The organism is Pseudonocardia sp. ICBG162, assembly GCF_020496225.1.
GTDB lineage: Bacteria > Actinomycetota > Actinomycetes > Mycobacteriales > Pseudonocardiaceae > Pseudonocardia > Pseudonocardia alni.
This window is the reverse complement of the sequence record NZ_JAHLJD010000007.1, coordinates 1-12,837: the sequence shown is the minus strand read 5'-3', so window position 1 is coordinate 12,837 and position 12,837 is coordinate 1. Positions and strand designations below refer to the sequence as shown.

General features: G+C 76.6%; 14 protein-coding genes. 8 read left to right on the top strand and 6 right to left on the bottom strand.

Going from position 1 to position 12,837, the window contains the following annotated elements:
- Positions 1–130: 130 nt before the first annotated feature.
- Positions 131–850 (bottom strand): putative quinol monooxygenase, encoded by a 720-nt coding sequence (locus KPL60_RS02720; RefSeq protein WP_255655266.1) that lies wholly within the window; start codon positions 848–850, stop codon positions 131–133.
- Positions 851–981: 131 nt separating this feature from the next.
- Positions 982–1,959: a carboxylesterase family protein gene (locus tag KPL60_RS02715; RefSeq protein ID WP_226364790.1), complete on the bottom strand. Its 978-nt coding sequence runs from the start codon at positions 1,957–1,959 to the stop codon at positions 982–984.
- 75 nt (positions 1,960–2,034) lie between these two features.
- Between KPL60_RS02715 and KPL60_RS02710 the strand changes: the two genes are divergently transcribed.
- Positions 2,035–3,012, top strand: a complete 978-nt coding sequence (locus KPL60_RS02710) for a YafY family protein (protein WP_226364789.1) — start codon at positions 2,035–2,037, stop codon at positions 3,010–3,012.
- Between the two features lie 9 nt (positions 3,013–3,021).
- Here KPL60_RS02710 and KPL60_RS02705 read toward each other — a convergent pair whose 3' ends face one another.
- From KPL60_RS02705 to KPL60_RS02695, 3 genes are read right to left on the bottom strand one after another with little or no spacing between them, the layout of a single operon-like run.
- Positions 3,022–4,002, bottom strand: coding sequence for an asparaginase (locus tag KPL60_RS02705; protein ID WP_226364788.1), 981 nt, complete (start codon positions 4,000–4,002; stop codon positions 3,022–3,024).
- Between the two features lie 32 nt (positions 4,003–4,034).
- Positions 4,035–5,276: an FAD-dependent oxidoreductase gene (locus tag KPL60_RS02700; protein ID WP_226364787.1), complete on the bottom strand. Its 1,242-nt coding sequence runs from the start codon at positions 5,274–5,276 to the stop codon at positions 4,035–4,037.
- 9 nt (positions 5,277–5,285) lie between these two features.
- Positions 5,286–5,918: a class I SAM-dependent methyltransferase gene (locus tag KPL60_RS02695; RefSeq protein WP_226355619.1), complete on the bottom strand. Its 633-nt coding sequence runs from the start codon at positions 5,916–5,918 to the stop codon at positions 5,286–5,288.
- 147 nt (positions 5,919–6,065) lie between these two features.
- Between KPL60_RS02695 and KPL60_RS02690 the strand changes: the two genes are divergently transcribed.
- The 7 genes from KPL60_RS02690 to KPL60_RS02660 all read left to right on the top strand — a co-directional run bounded on the left by KPL60_RS02690 (position 6,066) and on the right by KPL60_RS02660 (position 11,921).
- Positions 6,066–6,740, top strand: a complete 675-nt coding sequence (locus KPL60_RS02690; RefSeq protein ID WP_226355620.1) for a GntR family transcriptional regulator — start codon at positions 6,066–6,068, stop codon at positions 6,738–6,740.
- A complete protein-coding gene (locus tag KPL60_RS02685) occupies positions 6,737–7,537 on the top strand; it encodes a LamB/YcsF family protein (RefSeq protein WP_226364786.1) in 801 nt (266 codons plus the stop codon). Before KPL60_RS02690 ends, KPL60_RS02685 begins: the two co-directional genes overlap by 4 nt.
- Positions 7,534–8,169, top strand: a complete 636-nt coding sequence (locus KPL60_RS02680) for an allophanate hydrolase subunit 1 (protein WP_226364785.1) — start codon at positions 7,534–7,536, stop codon at positions 8,167–8,169. Before KPL60_RS02685 ends, KPL60_RS02680 begins: the two co-directional genes overlap by 4 nt.
- Complete coding sequence (locus KPL60_RS02675) at positions 8,166–9,107, top strand: biotin-dependent carboxyltransferase family protein (protein WP_226355623.1); 942 nt, start codon at positions 8,166–8,168, stop codon at positions 9,105–9,107. Before KPL60_RS02680 ends, KPL60_RS02675 begins: the two co-directional genes overlap by 4 nt.
- A gap of 11 nt (positions 9,108–9,118) precedes the next feature.
- Entirely contained in the window at positions 9,119–9,592 is a 474-nt protein-coding gene (locus tag KPL60_RS02670; protein WP_226355624.1) for a VOC family protein, read from the top strand.
- Between the two features lie 191 nt (positions 9,593–9,783).
- Positions 9,784–11,115, top strand: coding sequence for an MFS transporter (locus KPL60_RS02665; protein WP_226364784.1), 1,332 nt, complete (start codon positions 9,784–9,786; stop codon positions 11,113–11,115).
- Positions 11,112–11,921 (top strand): D-glutamate cyclase family protein, encoded by an 810-nt coding sequence (locus KPL60_RS02660; protein ID WP_226364783.1) that lies wholly within the window; start codon positions 11,112–11,114, stop codon positions 11,919–11,921. The genes KPL60_RS02665 and KPL60_RS02660 overlap by 4 nt, the downstream gene beginning before the upstream one ends.
- A 16-nt stretch (positions 11,922–11,937) precedes the next feature.
- Here KPL60_RS02660 and KPL60_RS02655 read toward each other — a convergent pair.
- On the bottom strand, positions 11,938–12,837 hold a 900-nt coding region (locus tag KPL60_RS02655), incomplete at its 5' end, for an MFS transporter (RefSeq protein ID WP_226364782.1).

The window sequence follows — 12,837 nt, the reverse complement described above, 5'->3', positions numbered from 1 at the left end:
GCGGTCGTCACCGTCGCCAGCCTCGTCAAGACCAAGGGCGACCCGTCGATGACCGCCCACGCCGGGTCGCTGCGCGCCCGCAAGGAGCGCTCCGAGCAGCGCGACTGAGCCGGTCCGGCCGGCCCGGCGCTCAGCCGGGCAGGCCGGCCAGGCCGGGCCCGCCGAGCGGGGTGACCTCGATGTAGTCCGGCGGGGCGGTGAGCAGCGCCAGGACGTCGCCCAGACCGCTCTCGCCGATGTCACGGCTCAGCGCCGCCTCCGACGACGCGGCGTCGGACCACATCTCGGTGACCCAGACGACGTCGGGCTCGTCGGGGGTGGCGTTCACGACGTAGGCGAGGCAGCCGGGCTGGGCGGCCATGTCGTCGGCGACGCGGAGCAGCGCGCCCGCCAGCTCGGTCCCCTGTCCCTCCAGGGCCACCATCCGCACGTACCGGCCGACCCGCTCGCTCGTGTCCACGGCGGCGACCGTAGACGGCCCCTCCCGGCGCCCCGGGGTCGGGGCGGGCTCAGCCCGCGGGCTCGTCGGCGTCGCCGGGGCCGTCGAAGCGGCGGTGCACCGGGCGGCCGGGTCCCAGGTGGACCATCCGGGGTCCCCGGTGGCCGCGAACCGCAGCCACGTCGCGCGCATCCGCTCCGACAGCTCCGCCGACGGGTGGTGCCCGGCGAGCCCGGACGGGCCGTACGCGGAGTCCAGCGTCCCGAACACGTAGGGCAGCTCGGTCGCGTGTGCCGCGCCGAGCCGGCCGTCGCAGGCGTCGGAGCGGTGCGCGAACAGGTAGCCGAACCGGCGTCCGGTGTGCGCGTCGAGCAGCCGCCGGGTCGGTCCGGCGAACACCAGCTCGGTCATGGCGCGGGCATAGCGCTCGCCGGGGGTGCCGCCGCCGGGCAGCGTCACCCGCGGTGCGACGGCGGCGAGCGCGCCCCGTGCCTGGTCCTCGGTGAGCGCGTCGAGCACCCCGGTCGGGACGAGGTAGAGGTTCATCTCCTCGGCGTTGCTCCCGGCGAGCAGGTCGACGCCGGCCGACGCCCCGGCGCGCAGCGCGGCGAGCGGGTCGGCGGGCAGCACGTCGTCGCCGAGGACCGGGAGGAACCCGGCCAGGCCGAAGCCGGGGTCGCCGCCGCCGGGCTCGCGCAGGTCGCCGCGGCGGCCGGGCAGGTCCACCCGGGCCTGTGCGGCCATGACGTCGTCGACCGGGACGGACCGGAAGGCCTCCGCCGTGGGCGCGACGCCGAGCTCGGCGGCCAGCACCGCGGCCAGCGGGCCGCCCGCTCCGGCGCGGACCGGCACATCTCGGCGCCCCCGGACTGCACCACCGCGCGGCGGAACAGCCCGGCCGAGCGCGGCGAGGCCAGCAGCAGGCCGATGCTCATCGCCCCCGCCGACTCGCCGACCACGGTGACCAGGTCCGGGTCCCCGCCGAAGGCGGCCGCGTTGTCGCGCACCCACTCCAGCGCCGCCAGCTGGTCGCGGAGCCCGACGTTCGTCGCGCCGCCCCCGAGCGGCAGGAACCCCTCCGCACCGAGCCGGTAGTTCGCCGCGACCAGCACGGCGCCGCCCGCCGCGAGCACGGCCCCGTCGTAGGCGGGGGCCGAGGACTCACCCGCGACGAACGCGCCGCCGTGCAGGAACACCAGCACCGGCAGCCCGCCCGCGCCGGGGTCGGGGGTCCACACGTCGACGGTCAGGAAGTCCTCGCCGGGCCGCCGCCCGGTGCCGATCACCGGGCTCATGTCCAGGCCGCCCGCGATCATGCGCGGCGGCTGCGGGGCGTTCGGGCCGGGCGGGCCCGAGGCGTCGCGGACCCCCTCCCACACCGGGGCGGGGGCCGGGGCTGCGTAGCGCAGCGGGCCCACCGGCGGTGCCGCGTAGGGCACGGACCGGAACCGGACGACGTCGCCGGTGCGGACGCCGCGCACCGGTCCGGAGGTGGTGCCGACGATCTCCTCGGATGCCATGGTTCCGGTCTACTCCGATCCGCCCGCCGCCATCCAGGACAGGATCCGACCGGAATCGGCGGCACACTGGTCGTCGTGATGGGGACATCGGCGCGGCTGCTGCGCCTGCTCGGGCTGCTGCAGGTGCCGCGCGACTGGACGGGGCCCGCCCTGGCCGAGCGCCTCGACGTCGACGTGCGCACCGTCCGCCGCGACGTCGACAAGCTCCGCACCCTCGGCTACCCGGTCCACTCCACACCCGGGGTGACCGGCGGCTACCGGCTCGGCGCCGGGGCCGCGCTGCCACCCCTGCTGCTCGACGACGACGAGGCCGTCGCCGTCGCGGTCGGGCTCCGGACCGCCGCGGGCGGGTCGGTCTCGGGCATCGAGGAGACCTCGGTCCGTGCCCTGGCCAAGCTGGAGCAGGTCCTGCCGAACCGGCTGCGCCGCCGCGTCGCCGCGCTGGGCACCGCGACGTCCACACTCGCCGCGCGCGGCCCGACCGTCGACGCGGACGTGCTGTCCGCGCTGGCCGCCGCCTGCCGCGACCACGAGGTCCTGCGGTTCGACTACGTCGCGGGGGACGGGACCGAGACCCGCCGGGTCGCCGAGCCCGAGGGGCTCGTGCACACCGGGCGCCGCTGGTACCTCGTCGCCTGGGACACCGGCCGCGACGACCGCCGCACCTTCCGGGTGGACCGGATGCGGCCCAAGCTGCCCGCGGGGCCGCGCTTCGCCCCGCGCCCGGAACCGGAGGGCGGGCTCGCCGCGTTCGCCCAGCGCGGGATCTCCTCGGGTGCCTACCCGCACCGGGCGCGGATCGTGTTCCACGCCCCGGCGGAGCGGATCGCCGAGCACGTCACCCCGGCGTCGGGGATCGTGACCGACCTCGGCGGGGACCGCTGCGAGCTCACGGCCGGGGCCTGGACCCTGGAGTCGCTGGCGGTGTGGCTGTGCTTCTTCGGCGTCGACTTCGAGGTGGTCGAGCCGGTCGAGCTGGTGGAGCACCTCGACGCGGTCGCCGCCCGCCTCGGGCGGGCCGCGGACCACGCGCGCGCGAACGGCGGCGGCTGACCGGGCCGCTCAGAGCAGGGCGCGGACCGCGCCCACGGGCGTGCCGTGGCCGAGCACGTCGGTGCGGGTCGCGGCGGTGAGCGCGTCGGACCCGGCGCCGAGGGACTCCAACACGGCGCGTGCGACGACCGGCAGCGGTCGCGGCGACCCGTCCAGCACGGTGACGGCGAACGCCCGCCCGTCGGGCAGTGCGGCCGCGAGCACACCCTCGGCGCCGTCCTTGGTGACCAGGCCCGGCACCGCGCCCGCCAGCCGGGTCACCGGCCGGTCCGTGCCGCCGACCCACCACGGGTGCGCGCGGACCGCGGCCGCGACCCGCCCCTCGGCGGTGTCCGGGGCGGCCGTCGCCAGCGTCGCGAAGGCCCGGGCCAGCCCGGCCGGGGTGGTGCCGAAGAGCGGGGCGCCGCAGCCGTCGACGGTGGTGACGCCGACCGGCACCCCGGTCAGCTCGGCGACGGTCTCCCGGACCAGCCGCTGCAGCGGGTGCGCGGGGTCGCGGTAGCCGGCCGTCGGCCACCCCGCGGCCACGCAGGCGGCGAGCATCGCGGCGTGCTTGCCCGAGCAGTTCTGCAGCACCGGCGACGGTCCCGTCCCCGCCGCGCGGACGGCCGCCGCGGCCGCCGGCCCCAGCGGCAGGTCCGGGGTGTTGTCCAGGTCGGACTCGTCGAGCCCGGCACCGGTGAGGATGCGCCGCACGCCGTCGACGTGGCCGGGCTCGCCGGAGTGCGAGGCACAGGCCAGCGCGAGCAGCTCGCCGTCGAGGTCCAGCCTGGCCCGCAGCATCGCCACCGCCTGCACCGGCTTGAGCGCCGAGCGCGGCAGGAACGCCACGTCCGGGTCGCCGGAGCCGGTCACGGTGCCGCCGGGGTGGTGCACCGCGACGGTGCCCAGGTGCACCGACTCCACGGTGCCCTCCCGCTCGACGACGGCCAGCGGCACGGCGGCGGCCAGGACGGGCGGGACGGGTGGGACGGGGCCGGGCGTGCTCATGCGGCCGACGCTACGTCCGCCGCGGCGGGCGCTCAGGCGGGGACCGGGGCCAGACCCAGCTCCCGTGCCAGCTCCGGCGTCGGGTGCACCGGGACGGGACCGTAGGCGTTGCCCCGGGCCGAGCGCCGCCGCACGGCGGGCAGGCGCATCAGCAGCCGGACGAACGCGGGCGGGGCGATGGTGCGGCCGCGCTCGCGGGCCCGTGCGACGCCCCGCTCGATGCGGACCTGCCGGCTCTGCACGGACACGATCGCGGGCTCCCGCTCGGCCTGGACCGCGGCGAGCGTCGCGGTGCCGACCGTGCCCGCCCGCAGCGCGGGAACCAGGTGGTTCGCCGCGGCGAGCGCGTCCTGCAGGGCCATCAGGATCCCGTTGCCGCCGACGGGGGAGATGACGTGCGCGGCGTCGCCGATCAGCAGCAGGCCGGGCCGGTGCCAGGTCGGCACCCGGGAGATGTCGACCGACAGCAGTGTGGCGTCGTTCAGGTCGGTGAGCAGCCCGACCCGGTCGGCCAGCCACGGCACGAGCCCGGCGACCTCGCGGCGCACGTGCTCCACCCCGGCCTCGCGCAGCGCCGGGTAGCCGCCCTTGGGCAGCGACAGGCCGACCTGCCAGCGCTCCTCGCCGCCGAGCAGCCCGACGTAGCTGCGGGTGCCGAGGAACAGGTCGACGGCGGCGTCGGGCGGGTCGTCGTCGTGGCGGGGCAGCGCGAACCACAGCAGGTCGGTGGTGGCTCCTTGGGATTCCGCGGTCAGCCCGGCGAGGGTGCGCAGGCGGGAGAACCGGCCGTCGGCGGCGACGACCAGCCCGGCGTCGATCCGCTCCCCGGACCGCAGGGTCACCCCGCGGACGGGGTCGTCGTCGGTGCCCGCGCCGAGCAGGCCGTTCACCGCGGCGCCGGTGCGCAGCTCGAAGGTCGGCAGGGTCGCCGCCTCGGCGGCGAGGAAGTCGAGGAACCGGGCCTGCGGCATGAGCGCGACGTAGTCGTAGGGGGTGTCGAGCAGGCCGTAGTCGGTGGTGGTGACCGTCCCGCGACCGGTGCGGAAGCGGAACCGCCGGGCCGGGACGTGCGGCTGCTCCAGCAGGCGTCCGGCGAGCCCGAGCCGGTCGAACAGCTCGAGCGTCCACGGGTGCAGGGAGTCGCCGCGGAAGTCGCGGTCGAAGTCCCGGTGGCGTTCGAGCAGTGTCACCGGCAGGCCCGCCCGGGCCAGCAGGTAGGCGAGCAGCATGCCGCCGGGGCCACCGCCCGCGACGATCGTCCGTTCCGCGGTCACCCGGCCATGTTAGCTCGCCGAACGAGTGTCTCGCTCGTCGAGAGAGTTGAACTGGGGGAGCGGTCGGCGGCACAGGAAGGTGCGGGCGGGCGGCGGGTTGCGCCACTCGGTCGCGGTCTCCACGACCTCGTCGAAGTGGGTGTCGAGCAGGTCGCGCAGCACCCGCACCCGGTTCGGCAGCGCCATCCAGGTGATGATCATGCTCATCACCCCGCCCGGGACCAGCCGGCGCGCGATCGTGCCCATGACCTGCAGGCGCAGGGTCTGCGGGAACACCGCCCACGGCAGGGTCGAGACGAACGCGTCGACCTCGGTGATGCCGGCCTCGTCGAGGATCCGGTCCAGGTCGGCGACGTCGCCCTGCACGACCTCCAGCCACGGCTTGTGCCGGCGCAGGTGCGCGACCAGCTCGGAGTCGATCTCGATCGCGAGGTAGCGCGCGTGCGGTCCGAGCCGCTCACGGATCGGCTCGGCGAGCACCCCTGGTCCGGCGCCGAGCTCGACGACGACGCCGTTCGTCCCGCGCGGGACGACGGCGGCGAGCTGGCGGCACAGCCGCCGTCCGGTGAGGAACGGGGTCGCGAGCTGGTCCATCTTCGAGAACGAGCGTTTGAGGAAGACGGCGTGGTCGGGTCGGCCCATGCGGTACATCGTGGCCGTTCGCGCGGTCCCGGTCATGTCCGGGCGATCCGGGTCACCCGGCGACGGGCGTGTGTCGGTCGGTGTCGTTCCTATAAAGCGATCGCCGAGGGGCTTCCGTACACGCTGTATCCACCGTATACAGAGCACATGGCACCGGATGACGCGCTGGTCGACGCCCTGCGTCGCGCAATCGTGGAAGGCGTGTACCCGCCCGGCCACCGGCTGGTGCAGGAGGAGCTGGCGGACCGCTACGGCGTCAGCCGCATCCCGCTGCGGGAGGCGCTGCGCACCCTGGTCGGCGAGGGCCTGCTGCGCAGCGAGGCCGGCCGCGGCACCTTCGTCACCGAGCTGGACCTGGCCGAGATCGACGAGATCTACGACCTGCGGCGCATGGTCGAGCCGAGCTTCGCCCCGCACGTCGCGGACCGGGTGTCCCGGCGCGACGTCGCGCGGTTCGACGGCATGGCCGGCGACATGGACCAGGTCGCCCGGACCGGTGCCGCCGAGTGGTCCCGCACCAACCTGGCCTTCCACCTCGACATGTACCGGCTCGCCCGGCTGCCGCTGCGCTACGAGCTGATCTCCCAGCTCTACCACCGCCTGGAGCCCTACTCCCGGTTCTACGTGCACGGCACCGGCGCCTACGACCGCGTGCAGGACGAGCACCGGGGCATGGTCCAGGCACTGGCCGACGGCGACGCCGACGAGCTCGGCCGTCTCGTGCTGGCCCACATCGACGGCGGCCAGGAGGGCCTGCACGCGGCCTGGTCGGCCGACCGCGGCGAGCTCTCCGCGTTCTGGGCGGCACGGGAGGCGAGGTGAGCACCGCGATCGCGCTCAACACCGACGTCGGCGAGAGCTTCGGCGCGTGGGTCCACGACGACCGCCCGCTGCTCGACGTCGTCGACGCGGCCAACATCGCCTGCGGCTTCCACGCCGGCGACCCCGACGTCATGCGCCGCACCTGCGACGACTGCGCGCGCCGCGGCGTCGCGGTCGGTGCGCACGTGTCCTACCGCGACCTCGCCGGGTTCGGCCGCCGCTTCGTCGACGTCGCCCGGGACTCCCTGGTGAACGACATCGTCTACCAGATCGGTGCCCTGACGGCGTTCGCCGCGGCCGCGGGGACCCGCGTCGGGTACGTGAAGGCGCACGGCGCGCTCTACCACGCCAGCGGCACGCACCCGGCCCACGCCGACGCGCTCGTCGAGGCCGTCCGGCTGGTCGACGCGGGCCTGCCGCTGGTGTGCCTGCCCGGGACCGAGGTGTGGGAGCGGGCCCGCGCGGCCGGGCTGAGCCCGCGGGCCGAGGCGTTCCTCGATCGCGGCTACACCGCCGCCGGCGGTCTGGTGCCCCGCGGGCAGCCCGGCGACCTGGTGCGCGACCCGGCCGAGGCCGCCGCCCGGGCCGTCTCGATCGCCCGCGACGGCCGGGTCACCGCCGTCGACGGGACGGTCGTGTCCGTACGCCCGGCGGGCGGCGCGGTCGCCGCGCTGTGCGTGCACGGCGACACCCCCGGCGCCGACGCCCTGGCGCGGGCCGCGCGGGCCGCGCTCACCGCCGCCGGGTTCGGCTGCGGCCCGGAGCCGCTGGCCCCCGTCACCGGGGCCCTCCGGTGACCGCGCCCGCGGTGCACCGCGCGGGCGACCGGGCGTGGATCGTGGACTGTCCCCCCGGGACCGTCCGCCAGGTCGCCGACGGCGCCGCGGCCGACGGGTGGGACGCCTGGGTGACCGACGTCGTCCCGGCCGCGTGCACCGTGCTGGTCGTCGCCCGCCCCGGTGCCCGGATGGCGGCGCTGCGCCGCCACCTGCGCGCCCTCGCCGGGAGCACCCCGCGGGGCCGGGGGACACCCGTCCCGGGGCCCCGCACGGTCGAGGTCCCCGTCCGCTACGACGGCCCCGACCTGCCCGCCGTCGCCGAGCGGCTCGGGACGACCCCGGAGCTCGTCGCCCGGCGGCACGCCGCCGCCGAGCACCACGTCGGCTTCTTCGGGTTCGCGCCGGGCTTCGCCTACCTCGACGGGCTCCCCGAGGCGCTGCGCCTGCCGCGGCTGTCCGCACCCCGGCCCCGGGTCGCAGCCGGGGTGGTCGCGATCGCCGGGAACCAGACCGTCGTCTACCCGGGTGGGACGCCCGGTGGCTGGCACCGGATCGGCACCACCACGGCCGTCCTCTGGGACGTCGACGCGACCCCGCCCAACCGGCTGGCGCTCGGCGACCGCGTCCGGTTCGTGGAGGTGCCCGCATGACCACGCTGCTCGACCCGCCCGCCCGCGCCGCGCGACCCGCCGGCCCGTCCGCCGTCGGGGCCCGGCTGCGGGTGCTCGAGGTCCGGCCGGGCTGCAGCGTGCAGGACCCCGGCCGGCCCGGGCTCGCCCACCTCGGGGTCACGGCCTCCGGGCCGGTCGACCGGGCCGCGTTCGCCACCGCGAACCGGCTCGTCGGGAACCCGCCGGAGGAGGCGGCCATCGAGGTCACCCTGGGCGGCCTGGCGGTCGTGCTGGACACGCCGCGCTGGGTCGCGGTCACCGGCGCCCCGGTCCCGGTCACCCTCGACGGCCGGCCGGTCGCCGACCCCCGGTGCCTGCGGGTCCCGGCCGGTGCCGAGCTGCGGCTCGGTACCCCGCGACACGGTCTGCGCAGCTACCTCGCCGTCGGCGGCGGGGTCCGCCCCGCACCGGTGCTCGGCTCGCGGGCCCGGGACTCGCTGACCGGCCTCGGCCCGCCCGTCGTCGGCCCCGGGGCCGACCTGCCGCTCGGCCCGGCGCCGGGCGAGCCGCCCGCCGTCCCCGTCGAGCTGGTCGCGCCCCGGCTCCCCGGCCCCGGCACCCGGGTCCGGTTCCACTGGGGCCCTCGCGACGCGGTCCTCGGCCCGGCGGACCGGTCCCTGCTCCGGCGCGCCGCGTGGCGGGTCTCCGGGCACTGCGACCGGGTCGGCATCCGGCTCACCGGCGCCACCCTCGCGGTCGGCGACCGCTCGCTGCCCAGCGAGGGTGTGCCGCTCGGCGCCATCCAGGTCCCGCCCTCGGGCGAGCCCATCCTGTTCCTCGCCGACCACCCCGTGACCGGCGGCTACCCGGTGGTCGGCGTCGTCGCCGACGCCGACATCGACCTCCTCGGCCAGCTCCGGCCCGGGGACCCCCTGCGTCTGGACGCCATCGTGTCCGGGCGCGACACCGAAGGATGAGAGGTACCCCTGTGTCCGCACCGACCACGGAAACCCCCGCGATCGTCACGTCCGTCCGCCCGCCGTTCCACCTGGCGATCCCGGTGGACGACATCGAGGCGGCCCGGGAGTTCTACGGCACGCTGCTCGGCTTCGGCCGCGGCCGTTCCGCCGAGCGCTGGACGGACTGGAACGTCGCCGGGCACCAGGTCGTCACCCACCAGGTCGGCGAGCCGTCGGACACCCCGCGCGCCGGTGTGGCCGGGACCAACCCCGTCGACGGCCACGACGTGCCGGTCCCGCACTTCGGCCTGGTCCTGAGCGTCCCGGAGTTCCGCGCGCTGGCCGAGCGGCTCACCGCCGCGGGCACCGACTTCGTCATCGAGCCCTACGTGCGGTTCGAGGGCGAGCCGGGGGAGCAGTGGACGATGTTCTTCCTCGACCCCGCGGGCAACGCGCTCGAGTTCAAGGCCTTCGCCGACCTGGAGCAGCTCTTCGCCGTCTGACGGCGGGGAGGTCCCCGTACGGTCGCGGCCCGTCCCCGGACGGTCCGCGGCCGGGTCATCGGCGGGATGCCGCCCACCGATGACCCGCTGTGCCGCCGGTGTCGCCGTCTCGCGCGCGCCGGGTTCGTCCGCCCACCACATCGCGATCACGCCTGCCCGCTCCCGCGGGCGTTCCTCACCGGGAGACCACCATGACCCTATCAAGCGACGCCCCCACCGGGCGGTCCGTCGGAACGGCGCCCGTCGCCCCGCCGAGCCCGGCCCGGTCCCGCCGCGCGGCGCTCGCCGCCGCGTCCGGGACCGCCGTCGAGTACTACGAGTTCGGGGTCTACGGCTACCTCGCCGTCGTCATCGGGCCGCTGTTCTTCCCCAGCGCCGACCCGGTCGCGTCCCTGCTGTCGACGCTGGCGGTGTTCGGCAGCGCGTTCCTGATGCGCCCGCTCGGCGGCATCGTCCTCGGCCGGCTCGGGGACCGCCTCGGCCGCAAGCCCGTCCTGGTGTTCACGATCACCGGGATGGGCACCGCGACGGCGCTGGTCGGGCTCCTGCCGACCGCGGCCACCGCGGGTCTGCTCGCCCCGGCGCTGCTGGTCCTCGCCCGGCTCGCGCAGGGCTTCTTCGCCGGTGGCGAGGTGACCGGGTCGGCCACCTACCTCGCGGAGTCCTCCCCGGCCGGCCGTCGCGGCTTCTTCGGGTCCTTCACCCCGGTCGGGGTCGCGCTCGGTGGCGGCACCGCCGCGCTGGTCGCCGGCATCACCTCGACCGTCCTCACCACCGAGCAGCTGACGGCGTTCGGCTGGCGGATCCCGTTCCTGCTCGCGCTGCCGCTGGTCGTGCTGACGCTCATCGCCCGGCACCGGCTGGAGGACTCCGAGGAGTTCGAGCAGAGCCGCGCCTCCGGTGAGCTGCCCAAGGCTCCGGTGCGGGAGGTGTTCACCCACCACCGCCGCGCGCTTGTGACCGTGCTGCTGCTGGCCACCGGGTCGAACGCCGGCTACTGGATCGGCCTGATCTTCATGAACATCTACCTCACCTCGGAGCTGGGCTACCCGAAGTCGAGCACGTTCTGGCTGATGGCCGCGATCGGGCTGTTCGTGGCCTGCCTGATGCCGATCGCCGGCGCGCTGTCCGACCGCTACGGCCGCAAGAAGCTCATCGTCGTCGGCTTCCTCGGCTACTCGGTGCTCGTCCTGCCGACGATGGCGCTGATGGGCACCGGCGACTTCACCCTCGCCGTCGTCGGCATGTTCCTGCTGGCCCTGCCCATGCCGGTCGTCCAGGCCGTCACCTACCCGACCTACGCCGAGCAGTTCCCGACCCGGGTCCGCTACACCGGCCTGTCCCTGGCCTTCAACGGCGGGACGATCATCGGCGGCGGTCTCACGCCGTTCCTCGCGACCTGGCTGACCTCGGTCACCGGCGACCCCCTCGCGCCGGGCTACCTGCTGATGGTCGCGACGGTCGTCGCGCTGCTGACCCTGCTCACCGTCCGCGAGACCGCACGCCGGGAGCTGGCCCGATGACCGCCGCGACGACGGCGCCCGCCACCCCGGCCGAGCTGCGGGCACTGGCCGCCGCCGGGCGCTGGACCGGGCCCACCGCGGGCCTGTTCGGCGGGTACCAGCAGGCCAACCTGGTGGTCGTCCCGCAGGCGGCGGCGTACGACTTCCTGCTGTTCTGCGTGCGGAACCCGACGCCGTGCCCGCTGCTCGGCGTCGGCGACACCGGCGACCCGGTCGTCACCGTCGGGGACACCCGGGTCGACGTCCGCACCGACTTCCCGCGCTACCGGACCTGGCGCCACGGCGTCGACGACGGCGGGCCGACCGACCTGCGCGACCGGTGGCGGGAGGACTCGGTGGCGTTCCTGCTCGGGTGCAGCCACACCTTCGAGGAGCCCCTGGAGCGGGCCGGTGTCCCGGTGCGGCGCAACCCGGAGTCCCCGGCGCCCGCGGTCTACGTCACGACCCGGCCCACCGTCCCCGCGGGCCGCGTCCACGGGCCGCTCGTGGTGAGCATGCGCGCGGTGCCCGCCGCACTGGTCGACCTGGCCCGGGAGGTCACGGCGCGCTACCCGACCGGGCACGGTGCGCCCGTGCACGTCGGCGACCCCGCCGCGCTGGGCATCGCCGACCTCGCGGCACCGGACTTCGGCCCGGCGCCGGTGGTCGAGGACGGCGACGTCCCGGTCTTCTGGGGCTGTGGCGTCACCCCGCAGCTGGCGCTGCCCGGCAGCGGCGCCGAGTACGTGTTCACCCACGCGGCCGGGCACATGGTCGTGCTGGACCACTCGGTCGACGCGGCCGCGGCCGCCGGCCCGCGGGGGTGACGCCGCCGTCCCCCGCTCAGGACGCGCGGGCGGGGGACGGGGCCGCGGGGAACAGCGCCGCGACCCGTGCCGCCGAGGCACGGGCCCGCGCCGTCGTCCCCAGCACGCCGAGCACCACGACCGCCACGGTCAGCGGCGTCACGACCGCCCACGCCGTCGCGACCCCGGCGGCGGAGCTCGCCGCGGTGGCGACCACGGTCCCGCTGACCGCGACGCCGAACGACTGCCCGGCCTGCCTGCTCGTCGAGGCCACCGCGGCGGCGACCCCGGCCCGCTCCGGCGGCATCCCGTTCACCGCGGTGTTCGTGATCGGCGGGTTGAGCAGGGCGAACCCGCAGCCGAACACCCCGTGCGCGAGCAGGATCAGCCACAGCGGCGTCGTCGGGGAGAGCTGGGAGAAGGTGAGCGCGACCAGCACCATCGCGCTGCCGCCCAGCACCAGCGGCAGGCGTGCCCCGCGGGCGGCGACCATCCGCCCGGACAGCGGCGCGACCACCGTGGTGGCGACGGCGGCCGGCAGCAGGGTCAGCCCGGCCTGCAGCGCACCGAGCCCGCGGACGTCCTGCAGGTAGAGCGCGGACAGGAACAGCAGCGAGCCGAACGCGGCGAACGCGCAGACCGCGATCACCGTCGCCGAGGTGAACGGGGCGCTCCGGAAGAACCGCAGCTCCACCAGCGGTTCGGGGTGGCGCCGCTCCCAGACGACCAGACAGACCAGCGCGACGACGGCCAGCGCCGCCAGCCCGAGCACCCCCGCCGACGACCAGCCCAGCCGCGGCCCCTCGATCACCGCCGCCACCGTCGAACCGAGCAGCGCCACACGAGGAGCTGCCCCACCGGGTCGGCCCGCCGCGGACGGGCGGCCCGCGACTCCGGGACGAGCCGGGGCCGTCAGGGCCCAGGCCGCCAGCACGAC

Bases quoted from the DNA above. Each gene is read 5' to 3' on its own strand.
- KPL60_RS02705 (WP_226364788.1), bottom strand. From the start codon at position 4,002: ATGAGCACGCCCGGCCCCGTCCCACCCGTCCCGCCCGTCCTGGCCGCC.
- KPL60_RS02720 (WP_255655266.1), bottom strand. From the start codon at position 850: ATGACCGAGCTGGTGTTCGCCGGACCGACCCGGCGGCTGCTCGACGCG.
- KPL60_RS02660 (WP_226364783.1), top strand. From the start codon at position 11,112: ATGACCGCCGCGACGACGGCGCCCGCCACCCCGGCCGAGCTGCGGGCA.
- KPL60_RS02665 (WP_226364784.1), top strand. From the start codon at position 9,784: ATGACCCTATCAAGCGACGCCCCCACCGGGCGGTCCGTCGGAACGGCG.
- KPL60_RS02715 (WP_226364790.1), bottom strand. From the start codon at position 1,959: ATGGCATCCGAGGAGATCGTCGGCACCACCTCCGGACCGGTGCGCGGC.
- KPL60_RS02675 (WP_226355623.1), top strand. From the start codon at position 8,166: ATGACCACGCTGCTCGACCCGCCCGCCCGCGCCGCGCGACCCGCCGGC.
- KPL60_RS02690 (WP_226355620.1), top strand. From the start codon at position 6,066: ATGGCACCGGATGACGCGCTGGTCGACGCCCTGCGTCGCGCAATCGTG.
- KPL60_RS02695 (WP_226355619.1), bottom strand. From the start codon at position 5,918: ATGGGCCGACCCGACCACGCCGTCTTCCTCAAACGCTCGTTCTCGAAG.